This window comes from Agromyces chromiiresistens (assembly GCF_029167465.1).
GTDB classification, from domain to species: Bacteria; Actinomycetota; Actinomycetes; order Actinomycetales; family Microbacteriaceae; genus Agromyces; species Agromyces chromiiresistens.
In genome coordinates this window covers 1,091,347-1,107,340 of the sequence record NZ_JARFNL010000004.1, presented here as the reverse complement: position 1 = coordinate 1,107,340, position 15,994 = coordinate 1,091,347, and the positions used below count along the sequence as shown (strand labels likewise).

Below are 15,994 nucleotides of genomic sequence, written 5' to 3'. Positions count from 1 at the left end.
GGGCACGGTGATCGGGCACGTTCTACAGGCACTTTCGGTCGTGGTTCGGCGTGTCGGGCGAGACACGCCGAGCGCGGGCCAAGAGTGCCTGTCGTTGCTGCGACCTGTGCGAGCATCGCCCCGCCCAGGCGAGTGTCGAAGCTCAATCGACGAGCGGCGGGAGCCCGCGGAGCCGCATAAGCGCCTTCGCGTCGTCGACGACCCGCTCGACGGCGCTCGCGACGAGAGGCCACTCATCGAGCACGTGCTTCGCCGTCGGACGAAGCACCGGCCGACCATACGACTGGCTGACAAGGGTGCGGTCGCGATCTTCGAAGAATCGATCGTTGCCATGGAACGCCTCGCCGTCGACCTCGAAGAGCACGCAGCCATCGATGCAACCGTCGAATCTGCCGTAGCCGGCGACATCCACCTGCGGCCGAACGACGTGACCGGCCCGCGCGACGCGACGAACGAACAGGCTCTCGACGCCCGACTCGGGGACTCCGGTGAACTCGTCGCGCAATGTGGAGACCGACTTCGGCAGTCGCGCCAACAGCGCGTCGAGCTGACGTGCGCTGAGCTGACGCTCGTGGAGGACCGAATCGAGCAGCGCTCGCCCGTTCTCGTCGTCGAGGCACCGAAGTGCCGACGCGATCGCGGCCTGTGGGGAGACGATCCAATCGAAGGCATCAGCGGGCGCCGGATCGGGGCGATAGTGGATCCGCGGCTCCATGGAGCCCGCCAGAAGGACGAACCGACGCTCCCGCCGCCGCTCCGGTACCTTCGGCTGCCAGACGCCCGCAGCCTCACGTTTCGTCGGTTCGATCCACGGCGAGCGGCGCGACGCGGAATGCGGCACCTGCAGATGCAGACGACGATCATCGCCACCCCAAAGCCCGAGCCTGCCGAGTGCCGACACGCATGCGATGCGACCCCCGACCTGCACCGCGCGAATCTGATCACGATCGGCGAGCGGTGATGCGATCCATCCGGTCCGGGGAGCAGTGACGGCGCCGGCGTCGAGCGCTGCCCGGATATCGCGCGCAGATACGCCGCGCGCCCGAAGGGTGCGGGCCCGGGCGATCTCACCGAGCAGGCTGAGGGTGACGGCGAGCAGCGACATCTCTCGAGCTTGGTGGCGGTGCTGACTGCGAGGCGGTGCCGTGGCGACACACGCGACCAGAGCGCCGCTTCGTCGACCTGTGGAGGACAAGTCCGGCGTCGGGAAACAGGCACTTTGACGAATTCACCGGCGTGTCATGGGCGACGCGCCGCGCAATTCAAGAGAACGCCTGCGATCCGGGATGCCCCGGCGCCGAACCGCACACACTCGAACTCGCACGGACCGAGCACCGGAATCCGCCCGAGCACGAACGCTGCCGACGACGCCGTCCGGCGGCACGCGCGCGAGCGCCCCGCCCGGCGGAGCCGGACGGGGCGCTCGTGAGCCGACCCGATCAGCAGAAGGCGCCGGTCGACGCCCAGACCTCGGGGACCTCGGCGAGACCCTCGCGGGTGACGGTCGCCTCGATGAGGCCGTACGACCGGTCGCTCGCGTAGAACACCTCGTTGGGGTTGTCGAGGCCGAACGGCTCGAGGTCGACGACGAAGTGGTGCTTGTTCGGCATCGAGAAGCGGATCTCCGCGATCTCGGGATGCGCCTCGAGCACCGCCTGGCCCATCTCGAAGAGGGTCGTCTGGAGCGCCGCCGAGTAGTTCTCGGTGAACGTCTCGAGCAGGATCGCCTTCACGCTGTCGTAGACGGCGTTGTAGTCGACCTCGGCGCCCGGCTGGTAGCGCCAGCGCGTGGCGACGCTCGTCGCGAGGATGCGATCGGTCGTCTCCTGGAGGGTCGTGTAGCGGTCCTTCGGGTAGCCGACGAAGCCCGACTGGGTCGTCTTCAGCACCGTGAGGTCCTTGAGGCCCGCGATGACGTGGCGGGTGTCGCCGTCGGCGATGACCGCGGCCGTGCGGATCTCCTGGCCCTTGCGCACGAACGAGTGGTCGTGGGGCTGGCCGTGGGCGGTGATGCGCTCCCACGCGTAGCTCTCGGCGAGCCAGCGTCCGCCGGTCACCCAGTCGAACTCGCCGATGAAGTGGTCGGCGAGGCGAAGCAGGAACGCCTCGGGCGAGCCGACGCCGTCGCGGGCGAAGGCGAACACGGTGTTCTTCTGCGTGTCGGTCGCGACCACGTGCGAGTTGTCGCCGTCGAGGTGGGCACCGGCGAAGTCGCCGCGCAGCTGCGAGGTGACGTTGAGGTCCTCGATCTCGTGGCGGTCGGTGTCGCGGGTGACCTTGACGACGCGGACCTCGGCCTTGCCGTACTGGTTCGGGCCGAGCACGATGGCGCCGGGCTCGGCGCTCGACGCGCCGCCTGCGGCGGTGTCGGTGGTGGTCACGGTGTTGATCAGGGTGTCGGTCATGGTGGATCTAACTTCCTCGGTAGGTCGAATAGGCGAAGGGGCTCAGCAGGATCGGCACGTGGTAGTGACGACCCTCCTCGGCGACGAGGAAGGTGAGCAGCACTTCGGGGTAGAAGGCGTCGGTCTGGGTGGAGGCGAAGTAGGCGCCGGTGTCGAACCGCAGCCGGTACTCGCCGTTGGGGATCGTCTCGGGGCCGAGCTGTTTCGCCCGCCCGTCGTCGTCGGTCACGGCGCTCGCGAGGAGCTCCCAGCCGTCCCCGCTGGAAGCGGAGCCGGAAGCTCCGGAGCCGCCGACGGAACGCCGGTACAGCTCGACGGGCACCCCGGCGGCGGGCCTGCCGCGCTGGGCGTCGAGCACGTGCGTCGTGATCTGCGAAACGGTCATGCGGCGATGGCCCCTTTCAATCTCAGAACGGCGATCTCGCGCAGCTGCTCGGCGACGACCGCGTCTTCGGTCGCCTCGTCGTTGCCGAGCCGAGTGGTGAGCGCGTCGAGGATCTCGCCGGCGGAGCGGCCGGCCGCACGGATGAGGAACACCCGCCCGAACCGCTGCTCGTACGCCGCGTTGCCCTCGGCGAGGGCCCGTGCGATCTCGGCGTCGGCCGGGTCGACGCCCGCCTGCTCCGATCGCGACATGGCCGCTTCGGTGCTCGCACCGCTCGCACGCTCCCCGATGCGGGGATGGTGGCTGAGCGCCTGCTCGACCTCGCCGGCCGTGAACGGCGACGCCGCGGTGACGGCCTCGCTCACGAGCTCGTCGATCGAGCCGTACGGTCGACGGTCGGCGAGGTGCTCGCACCACCGCGTGACGTCGACGCATGGTCGAAGCGTGGCGATCGCCTCCGAACGATCGGCTTCGTTGAACTGTTCAAGCTTCATCGCTTGAGTCACTTTCTCATTCTGCTGGCATCCACGGTGTACGGATATACGAAACTCATGTTTCGCATCGTGGAACTGTTATTTCAGCATGTGACAATGCTAACAAATACGGATGCCCCGTAGCAACGATTTCCGATGAAGAAGTCGTGCCACGAGGCATCCGATTGCAGTGTGCTCAGAGACCGAGCTGCTCCCGCAGACGACCGACGTGCCCATTGGGATCGACGTTGTACTCGAGCGCTGCGACGCGCCCCTCGTCGTCGACGACCGCGGTCGAGCGGATGAGCCCGTCGAACGTACGGCCCGCGACCGTCTTCTGGCCCCACGCGCCCCACGCCCTGGCGACCTGCGCCCCCTCGTCGGAGAGCAGCGGGAACGAGAGCTGCTCGGCCTCGGCGAACTCGGCGAGCCGCGACACCGGGTCGGGCGAGATGCCGAGCACCGTGTAGCCCGCCGACTGGAACGACGCGAGGCTCTCGCGGAAGTCGCACGCCTCGGTCGTGCAGCCCGGCGTGAACGCGGCCGGGTAGAAGTAGACGATGACGGGACCGCCGCGGTGGTCGCTGAGCCGCCGCACTGCACCGGTCGCGTCGGGCAGGGCGAAGTCGGGTGCGGGCTGGCCGGTCTCCAGCTCTTCGGACGAGTTGATCATGAGGTGCTCCGTTTCATCGGTCGACGGGATGCCTCGGCGCCGGTGCCCCTCGCGAGGTCCGGTGGTCCGTTTCGGTCGGCGGGAGGAAGGTGTGGGGATGATGGTGTTGCCTGCTGGCGGTCGGGAACGGATTCGGCCGCGAGCCGGAACGGTATCGGACCGTCCGGCCGCGCGGCCCCCGGGATGCTACGCGTTCCCTTTTCGAAGCATCCGGCCCTGGGCCCGTTCGCGGTCGACGGGGGCGCCGGCGAGGTAGGCGCCGCGAACGGCTCCCGTGAGCTCGCGGCCGTCGTACGGCGTGACGGGGTGTCGATGCTCGAGCGCCTTCGCATCGACGGTGAATCGCTCGTCGGGCGCGAAGACCGCGAAGTCGGCGGCGAGGCCGGTCGCGATGCGCCCCTTGGTGGTGAGGCCGACGCGCTCGGCGGGCCGCTGCGCCATCCATTCGACGACGCGATCGAGCCCGATGCCGCGCTCGCGCGCCTCGGTCCAGATGAGCGGCAGGCCGAGCTGCAACGATGCGATGCCGCCCCAGGCGAGCTCGAAGTCGCCGTCGCCGGCGTACTTCAGCTCGGGCGTCGACGGCGAGTGGTCCGAGACGACGAAGTCGATGACGCCGTCGCGCAGGCCCGCCCACAGCGCGTCGCGGTTCGCATCCTCGCGGATCGGCGGGCAGCACTTGAACGCCGTCGCGCCTGCTGGCACGTCCTCGGCGAACAGGGTGAGGTAGTGCGGGCACGTCTCGACGCTGAGATCCGTGCCCGCGGCCTTGGCCCGGGCGATCTGCCCGAGCGAGTCGGAGGAGCTGAGGTGCAGGATGTGCGCCCGGGCGCCCGTGCGGGTCGCACGGTCGATGACCTCGGCGATCGCCGTGTCCTCCGCTTCGCGGGGGCGCGAGGCGAGGAAGTCGGCGTAGCCCGGGCCGCCGGCGTGCGGTGCCGCGTCGATGACGTGCGCATCCTCGGCGTGCACCACGAGCATCGAGTCGTGCTCGGCGATGACCCGCATCGCCTGCTCCATCTCGTCGGCGGTCACCTGCGGGAACTCGTCGACGCCCGAGTGCAGCAGGAAGCACTTGAACCCGAACACGCCCTCGGCCGCGAGCGGTGCGAGCTCGTCGAGGTTGCCGGGCACGACGCCGCCCCAGAAGCCGACGTCGACGAAGGTCTGGCCCTCGGCGGCCGCGCGCTTCTCGTCGAGCGCCGCGACCGACACGGTCGGCGGGATCGAGTTGAGCGGCATGTCGATGATGGTGGTCACTCCGCCGGCCGCGGCCGCGCGGGTCGCCGAGGAGAAGCCCTCCCATTCGGTGCGACCGGGTTCGTTGACGTGCACGTGCGTGTCGACGAGGCCGGGCAGCAGCACCTCGTCGGCGGCGAGCTCGACGACCTCGTCGCCGACGAGGCCCGTGCCGAGCGGTGCGATCGACGCGATGCGGCCGTCGCGCACGCCGATCTCGACGGCGCGTTCGACCGGTCCGCCGTCGCTCGCGACGAGCGCGCGTGCTGCGCGGAACACCACGTCGTACCCGGCGGGAGACGCCGTCTGGTCGGTGGCCCGCTGGGATGCCTGGTCGGCGATGAGGTCGGTCACGAGTTCCTCCGCGAGTCGGGTCAAGAGATCGGATGCCTCGGCCATGCTGCGAGCCGGATCGGGCTCGAGCTCGGCGAGGGCGCGAGCGGCGGCGAACCCGGCGCGGTGCACCTCGTCGTCGCTCAGCAGGCGGCGGCCGCTCACCGCGTAGACGGGCACCCCCGCACGCCGGGCGGCGCGGGCGACGCCGATCGGCGTCTTGCCCATGAGGCTCTGCGCGTCGAGGCTGCCCTCGCCGGTGATCACGGCGTCGGCCCCGGCGAGCCGGGCCTCGAGCCCGGTGAACTCGAGCACGACGTCGATGCCGGGCCGGCGTTCGGCGCCGAGCACCGCGAGCGCGGCGAAGCCGGTGCCGCCGGCGGCACCGGCACCGGGTCGTTCGGCGGCGACGCGCGCGGGCACCGCCAGGATCGGGTCGTGCTCGGCGAGCACCCCGACGAGGTTCGCGAGGGCCGCGTCGAGCGCGGCGACGTCGTCGGGGGTCGCGCCCTTCTGCGGGCCGAAGACCGCGGCGGCGCCGAACGAGCCGAGCAGCGGGTTGTCGACATCGCTCGCGAGCACGATCTCGGTCTCGGTCAATCGCGGGTCGAGTCCGTCGAGGTCGATGCGGGCGAGGCCGGCGAGCGCGGCCCCTCCGTGCGGCAGCTCGGCACCCGTGGCGTCGAGCAGCCTGGCCCCGAGTCCCTGCAGCACGCCGGCTCCCCCATCGGTCGAGGCACTGCCGCCGATGCCGAGCACGATGCGCCGGGCGCCGGCGTCGAGGGCGGCCGCGATGAGCTGCCCGGTGCCGAGGCTCGTGGCGCCCGAGGCATCCGCCCCGCCGGTCGGAACCAGGTCGAGCCCCGACGCCCGCGCCATCTCGACGACCGCCTCGTCGCCGCGCAGGGCGAAGTCGGCCTCGACCGGCGAGCCGAGCGGGCCGGCGACGAGCGCCGTGCGGCGCTCGAAGCCGGCCGCGAGCGCCGCCTCGAGCGTGCCCTCGCCGCCGTCGGCCACCGGGATCGCGTCGATCTCGATCGCGGAGTCGACGCGCCGGGCGCCCTCGGCGACCCTGGCGGCCACCTCGGGAGCCGACAGCGACCCCTTGAACTTGTCGGGCGCGATCACGATGCGCATGTGTTCAGTCTTCCGTGTCGTGAGGACGATGGACAGGCGTCAGTCGAGCAGGGCGTAGACGGCCTCGGGCGCGTCGTCGGGCGTCTCGGCGAGGTCTTCGAACTCGTTCATGGTGTCGAGGTCGGCGCCCATCGCGATGTTGGTGACGCGCTCGAGGATGACCTCGACGACCACCGGCACCTGGAACTCCGCCTTCAGGCGCTCGGCCTCGGCGAAGCCCGCCGCGAGGTCCTCTGGGCGCTCGACGCGGATCGCCTTGCAGCCGAGGCCCTCGGCGACCTTGACGTGGTCGACGCCGTAGCCGGTGGCGACGCTGGCGGGATCGAAGGGGGTGTTGACGTTGTCGAACGCGAGCGACACCTCGTAGTCCATCTCGAAGCCGCGCTGCGACTGGCGGATGAGTCCCAGGTAGCTGTTGTTGACCACGACGTGGACGTACGGCAGCTGGTGCTGCGCACCGACGGCGAGCTCTTCGATCATGAACTGGAAGTCGTAGTCGCCCGAGAGCGCGACGACCTTCGCCTCGGGCTTGCCGCGCACGACGCCGAGCGCGGCGGGCAGCGTCCAGCCCAACGGGCCGGCCTGGCCGGCGTTGATCCACTGGCGCGGTTCGTACACGTGCAGCAGCTGGGCGCCCGCGATCTGCGACAGGCCGATCGTGGTGACGTACGTGGTGTCGTGGCCGAACGCGGAGAGCATCTCCTGGTAGACGCGGTGCGGCTTCATCGGCACGTCGTCGAAGTTGGTCTTGCGCTGCAGGCGCGCCTTTCGGTCGCGGCATTCCTCGGCCCAGCCGTGGTAGTCGGGCAGCTCGGCGACACGGTCGCGGGCCGCCTCGAGCAGGGCGTCGATGAACGCGCCCGCGTCGGAGACCACGCCGTAGTCGGGTGCGAACACGCGGCCGATCTGCGTCGGCTCGATGTCGACGTGCACGAAGGTGCGGCCCGTGCGGTAGGTGTCGAGGCCGCCGGTGTGACGGTTCGCCCACCGGTTGCCGATGCCGAGCACGAAGTCGCTCTCGAGGAAGCTCGCGTTGCCGTACCGCTGCGAGGTCTGGATGCCGACGAGGCCCGCCGCCAGCGGGTGGTCGTCGCCGATCGCACCCCAGCCCATCAGGGTCGGGAACACGGGCACGCCCAGGGTCTCGGCCAGTTCGACGAGCTTCGCGGAGGCGCCCGAGTTCACGACGCCGCCGCCCGCGATGATCGCAGGGTGCCTCGAGGCCGTGAGCAGGTCGAGCACCCTCTCGGCCTGCGCGCGGGTCGCGGCGGGCTTCGCCACCGGCAGCGGCTCGTAGGTGTCGATGTCGAACTCGATCTCGGTCATCTGCACGTCGAAGGGCAGGTCGATGAGCACGGGGCCCGGGCGGCCCGAACGCATGATCTGGAACGCCGTCTGGAAGACGCCGGGAACCTGCGCGCCCTCGAGCACCGTCTTGGCGAACTTCGTGACGGGCTTCGCGATGGACGCGATGTCGACGGCCTGGAAGTCCTCCTTGTCGAGCTTGGCCACCGGCGCCTGGCCGGTGATGCACAGCATCGGGACGGAGTCGGCGATCGCTGCGTACAGGCCCGTGATCATGTCGGTGCCCGCGGGCCCCGACGTGCCGATGCAGATGCCGATGCGACCGTCGGCGGTGCGGCTGTAGCCGTCGGCCATGTGCGACGCGCCCTCGACGTGGCGGGCGAGGGTGTGCCGGATGCCGCCGTTCGCGCGCATCGCGGAGTAAAGGGGGTTGATGGCGGCACCGGGCAGCCCGAAGGCCTCGGTCGCGCCCTCTTTGATCAGGATCTGGACGATGGCGTCGACGGCGCGCATGCGGGTCATGGGAGTGCTCCTTCGGAGACGTGGGTGGAAGATCTGGGTGGATGCCGCGGCACTGCGCCGCGGCATCCGCGAACCGCCCCGGCCTGAACGCCGGACGGGCCGCTACTCGCGGCCGGCGAGCGCGGCGGTGAGCTTGAAGAGCCCCGAGTGGTCGAGTCCGCCGTCGCCGCGGGCGACGAGCGAGGTGACGAGCTGGGCGACGGCCGAGCCGAGCGGAACGGTGATGCCGGCCCGGCGTGCGGCGGCGGTGACGATGCCCAGGTCCTTGTTGTGGAGGGCGAGGCGGAATCCGGGGGCGAAGTCGCGGTCGAGCATCTTCTGCCCCTTCTGGTCGAGGACCTTGGAGCCGGCGAGTCCGCCGCCCAGGACCTTCAGCGCGGCGTCGGTGTCGACGCCGAAGGCTTCGAGGAAGACGACCGCCTCGGCGAGCGCCTGGATGTTGACGGCGACGATGAGCTGGTTGGCCGCCTTCACGGTCTGGCCGGCGCCCGCGGGGCCGACGTGCACGATGGTCTTGCCGATGCCCTCGAGCACGGGCAGGGCCTTCGCGAAGTCGCCCTCCGAGCCGCCCACCATGATCGAGAGCACGCCGTCGACGGCGCCCTGCTCGCCGCCCGAGACGGGCGCGTCGACCGCGCCGAATCCCTTCGAGACGGCCTCCTCGGCGAGCTCCTTGGCGACGTCGGGGCGGATCGACGAGTTGTCGATCCACAGGGTGCCCGGCTCGGCGTTGGCGAACACGCCGCCCTCGCCGCGCACGACGGACTCGACGTCGGGCGAGTCGGGCACCATCGTGATGACGGCCTCCGCGCCCTTCACGGCGTCGGCGATGCTCGCGGCACCGCGGCCGCCCGCCGCGACGAGCGCGTCGATGGGCGCCTGGCTGCGGTTGAAGCCGGTGACATCGTGGCCGGCGGCGACGAGGTTCTTGGCCATGGGCAGGCCCATGATGCCGAGGCCGATGATCGCGATCTTGCTCATGAGTTGGTCCTTCGTGTTGCGTCGTGCGGGTCGGTCGGTGCCTGCGCGTGGCGGTCAGGCGGTGGCGGCGGTACTGGTCGCAGCGCTCGGCTCGGCGCCGGCGAGCCAGGTGAACGCCTCGTCGATCGGGGCCTTGTACTCGAGGCCGATCGGGCCGCCGTAGCCGAGCTCGCGGCTGCGGGCGATCCACGCCTCGAGCGGCAGCCCGCCGGTGCCGGGGGCACCGCGGCCCGGGTCGTCGGCGATCTGGATGTGGCCGAACGAGGGGGCGTGCGCCTCGATGACGGCGGCGACGTCGTCGCCGTTGACCGCGAGATGGTAGAAGTCGGCGAGGAGCTTGAGGTTCGCGGTGCCGGATGCCGCGCGCACGGCGTCGATCACCCGCACGGCGTCGGCCGCCGTCTTCAGCGGGTACGCCGGAGCGCCCGAGACCGGCTCGAGCAGCACGGTGCCGCCGATCGGGGCGACGCCCGCGGCTGCGGCCGCGAGGTTCTCGATCGCCGCCGCGTCCTGCTCGGCGGCGTCGACGCCCTCCTGGCGGAGGCCGTAGAGGGCGTTGAAGCCCTTCGTGCCGAGCTGCTCGCCGATGCCCGCGACGACCGCGATGTTGTCGCGGAACTCGTTCGAGCGGGCCGGCCACGAGACGAGGCCGCGGTCGCCGGCGGGCATGTCGCCCGCGTTGAAGTTGAGGCCGGTCAGCTGCACGCCCGCGTCGCGGATCGCGCCGACGAAGGCGTCGACGTCGCGGTCGGCGGGCACCGACTCGGCGAACGGCCACCAGAACTCGACGGCGTCGAAGCCCGCGGCCTTGGCCGCGGCCGGGCGCTCGAGCAGGGGCAGCTCGGTGAGGAGGATCGAGCAGTTCACCGTGTACGTCATCGTCGACTTCCTTCGTGTTGCCTATTTCCGTATTCCGGAAGAATTCTTCTGCTGTATGAAATCGTAAGCGCCGAGTGGCGAGACGTCAACCCTCGTCGGACGCTCGCCGCGGCATCCGCGACGAGATGTCGGAGAATTCAGCACCCAGAGCCCGAAGCGCCAGCCGAACGGCCGATTCCTCCGACATCTCGGCGCGGGGCGCCCCGGACACGACGAAGCGCCCGGCGACGATACGTCCCGGGCGCCCGTGTGTGAATACCTTTCAGGGAGGGGTGTGGTGGGCACGGGGTGTCATGGCCGTCTTCGACCGCAGAACACCCCTGCTTCCCACACCCCGTCCTGAAAACGGATGCCGCGACTCAGGTGAGCCGGATCTGCCGGTTCATGTCCTTGTACAGGAGGTAGCGGAACGGCTCGGGGCCGCCCGCGTAGCAGGCCTGCGGGCAGAACGCGCGCAGCAGCATGTAGTCGCCCGCCTCGCACTCGACCCAGTCGTCGTTGAGCCGGTAGACGGCCTTGCCCTGCAGCACGAACAGCCCGTGCTCCATGACGTGGGTCTCTGCGAACGGGATCGATCCGCCGGGCTGGAACGTCACGATGTTCACCTGCATGTCGTGCGCGAGGTCGTTCGAGTCGGTGAACCGCGTGGTCGCCCACGCCCCGTCGGTGTCGGGCATCGGCACGGGCTCGATGTCCTGGTCGCGGGTGACGAACGACGCCGGCGGCGCGATGCCGTCGACGGGTTCGTACGCCTTGCGGATCCAGTGGAAGCTCGTGAGCTCCGCGCCCTCGTTCGCGAGCGACCAGTCCGCCCCCGGCGCGAGGAAGGCGTAGCCGCCCTCCTCGAGCACGTGCCGCTCCCCCTCGAGCGTCAGCGTGAGCGAGCCGGTCGTCACGAACACGACGCCCTCGACGCCCGCCTCGGCCTCGGGCTTCTCAGCCCCGCCGCCCGGCGCGATCTCGACGATGAGCTGCGAGAAGGTCGTGGCGCCGCCCGCGACGGGCCGGGCGATGATCCACGACCGCGTGCCGCGGAAGCCGGGCAGGTTGCTCGTGACGATGTCGCGCAGCACGCCCTTCGGGATGAAGGTGTACGCCTGCTTGACGACGGCGCGGTCGGTGAGCAGGTCGGTCTGCGGCGGCAGCCCGCCCTGCGGGGTGTAGTAGCTCATGCGTGTTCCTCGTGATCAGGGGTGGGTCGCGACATCCTCAGTCGTTCGCCGCAGTCGCGGCGAGCTTCGGATGTGCGAGCAGGGTGAGCGCGCGCCGGTCGATGCCGATGTCGGCGACGATCTCGGCCTCGCCGACCGCGCCGCATTCGACGCCGCGCAGCACGAAGTCGGCGAGCGCGCGGGCCGTGGCGGGTTCGTCGAGCACGGCGCCCGGCGTGCGCTCGAGATAGTTGCGCAGGCGCGCGGATGCCTCGGGGTAGCCCTCCCGGAAGAAGGCGTAGGTCGCGAGGTACCGGGTCGGAAGCTGGTGCGCGTGCAGGTCCCAGCCCTGGTAGAACCCCCGCTCGAGCGAGCGGCGCACGAGCCGGGCGTGCAGGCGCCACGCCTCCTCGGTGCGGTCGCCCAGCGGCAGGATGTTCGTCGAGCCGTCGGAGAGGCGGATGCCGGTGCCGGCCACCGCGAGCTGCATGACCTCCTTCGCGAGGTCGGCGACGGGGTGCTCCATCGACTGGTAACGGGCCGCGATCTGCAGCGAGGCGCTGTAGTCGTAGGTGCCGTAGTGCAGGGCGCTGATGCGTCCGGGCGCGGCGACCGCGAGCTGCGCGACGGGCGATGTGCCGCCCGAGCCGAGGATGAGCTGCGGCGTCTCGACCTGCACCTCGAAGCGCAGGCGCCCGTCGGGCAGCCCGTGGGCGCGCTCGAGCGCGGTCACGACGTCGACCATCGCCTCGACCTGCGCGACCGTCGTGACCTTCGGCAGGGTGAGCACGAGCCCGTCGGGCAGGCCGGCGGGGCCCGACTGCGCGACGAGCGCACCGATGAAGAGATCGAGGGTGCGGATGCCTCGTGCCCTCGTGGGCGCCTCGAAGCACTTGAAGCGGATGCCGATGAACGGCGGCGCGACCCCCGCCGCGACGGCGGCGGCGACCTGCTCGGCGGCGCGCACGGCATCGGCGTCCTCGGTCTCGTCGCCGCGGTCGCCGTAGCCGTCCTCGAAGTCGAGGCGAACGTCTTCGATGGGCTCGCGGGCGAGTTTCTCCCGCACTCGCGGCGCGATGCGCGCCGCGAGTGCGGGATCCACCCCGATGCGGACGGCGAGCGCCTCGAACCCGCCGTCCGCAGTCACGGACTCCTCGGCTGCGCGGCCCCACGCCGCGGGCAGCTCGGGAGTGAAGGTGTCGGCCGGCACGTACACGGTGTGCACGGGCTGGCGGGAGCCGTCGTCGCCCGGGTAGACGGTCGCGAGCAGCTCGTCGGTGTCGGCGAGCCGCGCCTCGACGCGAGCCAGGTCGTCGGCGGTCAGGGCGGTGCGGGGCACGGCGGCGCCTGGCAGCGCCGTGCCCGGTGCGCCCGCGACGTCACTGGCTGCCATGCTCATCCCAGCAGCTCGTAGGCGGGCAGGGTGAGGAAGTCGACGTACTCGTCGGAGGTGCAGATCTCCTCGATGAGCTCGGCGGCCGGCTCGTAGTAGGCGGCGAACCGCTCGGCGGGGACCTCCCCGCGGAGGCGGTCGACCTCTTCGGCGAGCACCCGGCGCACGAGCTCGACGGTCACGGTGTCGCCGGTGTCGGCGAGCACGACGCCGTTCCTCACCTGCTGCCAGACCTGCGAGCGCGAGATCTCCGCGGTCGCGGCATCCTCCATCAGGTTGTGGATCGCGACGGCGCCGTTGCCCGACAGCCAGACCGCGGTGTAGGCGACCGCGACGTAGAGGTTGTCGTGCAGGCCCGCCTCGGTGACGTCGCCGCCCGCGGAGGCGACGTCGAGCAGCTGGGCCGCGGTGACCTCGACCTCGGGGCGCTGCTTGTCGAGCTGGTTCGGGCGGGCCCCGAGCACCTCGTCGAACACCTCGCGGCAGACGGGCACGAGGTCGGGGTGCGCCACCCACGAGCCGTCGAAGCCGTCGTTCGCCTCGCGGGTCTTGTCGGCGCGCACCTTGTCGAAGGCCGCACGGGTGACCTCGAGGTCGTTGCGGTTCGGCACGACGGCGGCCATGCCGCCCATCGCGAAGGCGCCGCGTCGGTGGCAGGTCTTCACGAGCAGCTCGGTGTAGGCGCGCATGAACGGCGCCGTCATCGACACCTGCGCCCGGTCGGGCAGGATGAACGCGTCGCCCGCGTCGCGGAAGACCTTGATCAGGCTGAACAGGTAGTCCCAGCGGCCGGCGTTGAGGCCCGAGGCGTGCTCGCGCAGCTCGTAGAGGATCTCCTCCATCTCGAAGGCGGCCGGGATCGTCTCGATGAGCACCGTCGCGCGGACCGTGCCGCGGGCGATGCCGAGGTACTGCTGCGCGAACACGAACACGTCGTTCCAGAGGCGGGCCTCGAGGTGGCTCTCGATCTTCGGCAGGTAGTAGTACGGGCCCTCGCCGTTCTCGATGAGCTGCTTCGCCGTGTGGAAGAAGTGCAGGCCGAAGTCGACGAGCGAGCCGCTGCCCTCGCGCCCGTCGACGACCACGTGCCGCTCGGGCAGGTGCCAGCCGCGGGGCCGCGTGACGACCGTGGGGCGACGCACGTCGGTGCGGAGCGCGTACGCCTTGCCCTGCGGAGACGTGAACGCGAGCGTGCCGCGCGCCGCGTCGCGGAGGTTCAGGATGCCGCCGACGACGTTCTCCCAGTTCGGGGCGGCGGCGTCCTCGAGATCGGCGAGCCACACGCGCGCCTCGGAGTTGAGGGCGTTGATCGCCATCTTCGCGGGCGACGGCGGCCCCGTGATCTCGACCCGGCGGTCGAGGAGCGCCTCGGGGGCGGGGGCCACGCGCCACTCGGACTCGCGGATCTCGCGCGTCTCGGGCAGGAAGTCGAGGGTGCCGCCGGCGGCGATGCGGTCGCGCTTGACCGCGCGGGCGGCGAGCAGCTCGAGGCGGCGCCCGTCGAACTCGCGGTGCAGCGCCTCGACGAAGGCGAGCGCCTCGGGCGTCAGGATCTCGTCGGCACCGTCGATCTCGGCGGGGCGGGTGATCCGAAGGGAACTGGTGTCGGTGCTCATGCGGCGGCTTCCTGCGTCTCTGCGGTGGGCTCGGTGTCGGCGGCAGGAGCGCTCTCCTGCCGGGCGTCTTCGCGGTGCGCGGCGCCGGCGACGGCTTCGGCGACGGCACGGGCGACATCCGGGTCGAAGACGCTCGGGATGATGTAACTCGCGTTGAGTTCATCATCGCGCACGCACGAGGCGATCGCCTCTGATGCGGCCACGAGCATCTCGGGCGTGATGTCGACGGCGCCCGAGTCGAGCAGCCCTCGGAAGAAGCCGGGGAAGGCGAGCACGTTGTTGATCTGGTTCGGGAAGTCGCTGCGCCCCGTCGCGACGACGGCCGCGTGGCGGGCCGCGACGACCGGGTCGACCTCGGGGTCGGGGTTCGCCATGGCGAAGACGATCGCGTCGTCGGCCATGCTCTCGATCTCGGCCTCGCCGAGCAGGTTCGGGGCACTCACGCCGATGAAGACGTCGGCGCCGGCGAGCACCTCGGCGAGCGTGCCGGTGAGGCCCTCGGCGTTGGTGTTCGAAGCGAGCCGGGTGCGGTGCTCGTCGGCGTACCGCTCGCCGCGGTGGATGGCGCCGTTGCGGCCGCAGGCGACGATGTTCACCGCACCCTCGGCCTTGAGCAGCTGGATGATCGCGTTGCCGGCCGCACCGACCCCGGACACGACGATGCGCACCGTGTCGAGGCGCTTGCCGACGACGCGCAGCGCGTTCATGAGCGCCGCGAGCGTGACGATCGCGGTGCCGTGCTGGTCGTCGTGGAAGACGGGGATGTCGAGCTCCTCGCGCAGGCGCCGCTCGATCTCGAAGCAGCGCGGCGCGGCGATGTCCTCGAGGTTGATGCCGCCGTAGACGGGCGCGAGGGCCTTGACGATGCCGATGATCTCCTCGGTGTCCTGCGTATCGAGGGCGACCGGCCAGGCGTCGACGTCGGCGAACTGCTTGAAGAGGGCGGCCTTGCCCTCCATCACGGGGATCGAGGCGGTCGCGCCGATGTTGCCGAGGCCGAGCACCGCCGAGCCGTCGGTGACGACGGCGATCGTGTTGCCCTTGACGGTGAGGCGGCGGGCGTCGGCGGGGCGGTCGGCGATCGCGAGGCAGACCCGGGCGACGCCGGGGGTGTACGCGCGGGAGAGGTCGTCGCGGTTGCGGAGCGGCGTCTTCGGCACGATCTCGAGCTTGCCGCCCTGGTGCAGGCGGAAGGTGCGGTCGGCGACCTCGTGCACGACGACGCCCTCGCGTGCGGCGAGCGCTGCGGCGACCTGGGCGGCGTGCTCGGCGCTCCCGGCGTAGCAGGTGAGGTCGACGAGCACGCGATCGGTGCTCGACTCGCTGACGTCGACCGCGGTGATGACCGCACCGGCGTCGGCCGCCGCGACGACGAGTTCGCTCGTCGCGGTGACGCCGGCGGGCGCCTCGACGCGGAGCTGAATGGAGTAACCGGGACTGGGATTCGCCATCGGATCGACTTTCTTGAATGCCCGCGTTGTTTCAAGCGCGGCGGTTTCCGT

General features: G+C 71.1%; 13 protein-coding genes. All 13 read right to left on the bottom strand.

The annotated features are described in order from the left end of the window. Positions 1–142: 142 nt before the first annotated feature. Positions 143–1,105: a hypothetical protein gene (locus tag PX701_RS12480; RefSeq protein ID WP_275506468.1), complete on the bottom strand. Its 963-nt coding sequence runs from the start codon at positions 1,103–1,105 to the stop codon at positions 143–145. Between the two features lie 334 nt (positions 1,106–1,439). Beyond that, on the bottom strand, positions 1,440–2,405 hold the full coding sequence (pucL, locus tag PX701_RS12475) for a factor-independent urate hydroxylase (protein WP_231431781.1): 966 nt from the start codon (positions 2,403–2,405) through the stop codon (positions 1,440–1,442). 7 nt (positions 2,406–2,412) lie between these two features. Then, positions 2,413–2,790 carry a hydroxyisourate hydrolase gene (gene uraH / locus PX701_RS12470; protein WP_231431782.1) on the bottom strand — a complete coding sequence of 126 codons (378 nt, stop codon included), beginning with the start codon at positions 2,788–2,790 and terminating at the stop codon, positions 2,413–2,415. After that, entirely contained in the window at positions 2,787–3,284 is a 498-nt protein-coding gene (gene uraD / locus PX701_RS12465) for a 2-oxo-4-hydroxy-4-carboxy-5-ureidoimidazoline decarboxylase (RefSeq protein ID WP_231431783.1), read from the bottom strand. Before uraD ends, uraH begins: the two co-directional genes overlap by 4 nt. Positions 3,285–3,459: 175 nt before the next feature. Continuing rightward, on the bottom strand, positions 3,460–3,936 hold the full coding sequence (bcp, locus tag PX701_RS12460; protein WP_275506467.1) for a thioredoxin-dependent thiol peroxidase: 477 nt from the start codon (positions 3,934–3,936) through the stop codon (positions 3,460–3,462). Positions 3,937–4,122: 186 nt separating this feature from the next. Further along, the gene (gene allB, locus PX701_RS18565) at positions 4,123–6,645 is read right to left on the bottom strand and encodes an allantoinase AllB (protein WP_420831075.1); all 2,523 of its coding nucleotides are present in this window, start codon (positions 6,643–6,645) and stop codon (positions 4,123–4,125) included. A gap of 39 nt (positions 6,646–6,684) precedes the next feature. Further along, the gene (gcl, locus tag PX701_RS12445) at positions 6,685–8,472 is read right to left on the bottom strand and encodes a glyoxylate carboligase (RefSeq protein WP_275506466.1); all 1,788 of its coding nucleotides are present in this window, start codon (positions 8,470–8,472) and stop codon (positions 6,685–6,687) included. A 102-nt stretch (positions 8,473–8,574) separates the two neighbouring features. After that, on the bottom strand, positions 8,575–9,453 hold the full coding sequence (locus PX701_RS12440) for a 2-hydroxy-3-oxopropionate reductase (RefSeq protein WP_275506465.1): 879 nt from the start codon (positions 9,451–9,453) through the stop codon (positions 8,575–8,577). A 54-nt stretch (positions 9,454–9,507) separates the two neighbouring features. Beyond that, positions 9,508–10,332 carry a hydroxypyruvate isomerase family protein gene (locus tag PX701_RS12435; protein ID WP_275506464.1) on the bottom strand — a complete coding sequence of 275 codons (825 nt, stop codon included), beginning with the start codon at positions 10,330–10,332 and terminating at the stop codon, positions 9,508–9,510. A 359-nt stretch (positions 10,333–10,691) separates the two neighbouring features. After that, positions 10,692–11,504, bottom strand: a complete 813-nt coding sequence (locus tag PX701_RS12430; RefSeq protein ID WP_275506463.1) for a bifunctional allantoicase/(S)-ureidoglycine aminohydrolase — start codon at positions 11,502–11,504, stop codon at positions 10,692–10,694. Positions 11,505–11,541: 37 nt separating this feature from the next. Then, a complete protein-coding gene (locus PX701_RS12425) occupies positions 11,542–12,882 on the bottom strand; it encodes a DUF6986 family protein (RefSeq protein ID WP_275506462.1) in 1,341 nt (446 codons plus the stop codon). Beyond that, positions 12,879–14,492: a malate synthase A gene (gene aceB, locus PX701_RS12420; RefSeq protein WP_275506461.1), complete on the bottom strand. Its 1,614-nt coding sequence runs from the start codon at positions 14,490–14,492 to the stop codon at positions 12,879–12,881. Before aceB ends, PX701_RS12425 begins: the two co-directional genes overlap by 4 nt. Next, a complete protein-coding gene (locus PX701_RS12415) occupies positions 14,489–15,943 on the bottom strand; it encodes an NAD(P)-dependent malic enzyme (RefSeq protein WP_275506460.1) in 1,455 nt (484 codons plus the stop codon). The genes aceB and PX701_RS12415 overlap by 4 nt, the downstream gene beginning before the upstream one ends. Positions 15,944–15,994 lie beyond the last annotated feature (51 nt).

Excerpts from the sequence above, each read along its gene's own strand:
- PX701_RS12415 (WP_275506460.1), bottom strand. The coding sequence starts at position 15,943 with ATGGCGAATCCCAGTCCCGGTTACTCCATTCAGCTCCGCGTCGAGGCG.
- uraD (WP_231431783.1), bottom strand. The coding sequence starts at position 3,284 with ATGAAGCTTGAACAGTTCAACGAAGCCGATCGTTCGGAGGCGATCGCC.
- pucL (WP_231431781.1), bottom strand. The coding sequence starts at position 2,405 with ATGACCGACACCCTGATCAACACCGTGACCACCACCGACACCGCCGCA.
- PX701_RS12425 (WP_275506462.1), bottom strand. The coding sequence starts at position 12,882 with ATGAGCATGGCAGCCAGTGACGTCGCGGGCGCACCGGGCACGGCGCTG.
- PX701_RS12430 (WP_275506463.1), bottom strand. The coding sequence starts at position 11,504 with ATGAGCTACTACACCCCGCAGGGCGGGCTGCCGCCGCAGACCGACCTG.
- bcp (WP_275506467.1), bottom strand. The coding sequence starts at position 3,936 with ATGATCAACTCGTCCGAAGAGCTGGAGACCGGCCAGCCCGCACCCGAC.
- allB (WP_420831075.1), bottom strand. The coding sequence starts at position 6,645 with ATGCGCATCGTGATCGCGCCCGACAAGTTCAAGGGGTCGCTGTCGGCT.
- gcl (WP_275506466.1), bottom strand. The coding sequence starts at position 8,472 with ATGACCCGCATGCGCGCCGTCGACGCCATCGTCCAGATCCTGATCAAA.
- PX701_RS12435 (WP_275506464.1), bottom strand. The coding sequence starts at position 10,332 with ATGACGTACACGGTGAACTGCTCGATCCTCCTCACCGAGCTGCCCCTG.
- aceB (WP_275506461.1), bottom strand. The coding sequence starts at position 14,492 with ATGAGCACCGACACCAGTTCCCTTCGGATCACCCGCCCCGCCGAGATC.
- uraH (WP_231431782.1), bottom strand. The coding sequence starts at position 2,790 with ATGACCGTTTCGCAGATCACGACGCACGTGCTCGACGCCCAGCGCGGC.
- PX701_RS12480 (WP_275506468.1), bottom strand. The coding sequence starts at position 1,105 with ATGTCGCTGCTCGCCGTCACCCTCAGCCTGCTCGGTGAGATCGCCCGG.
- PX701_RS12440 (WP_275506465.1), bottom strand. The coding sequence starts at position 9,453 with ATGAGCAAGATCGCGATCATCGGCCTCGGCATCATGGGCCTGCCCATG.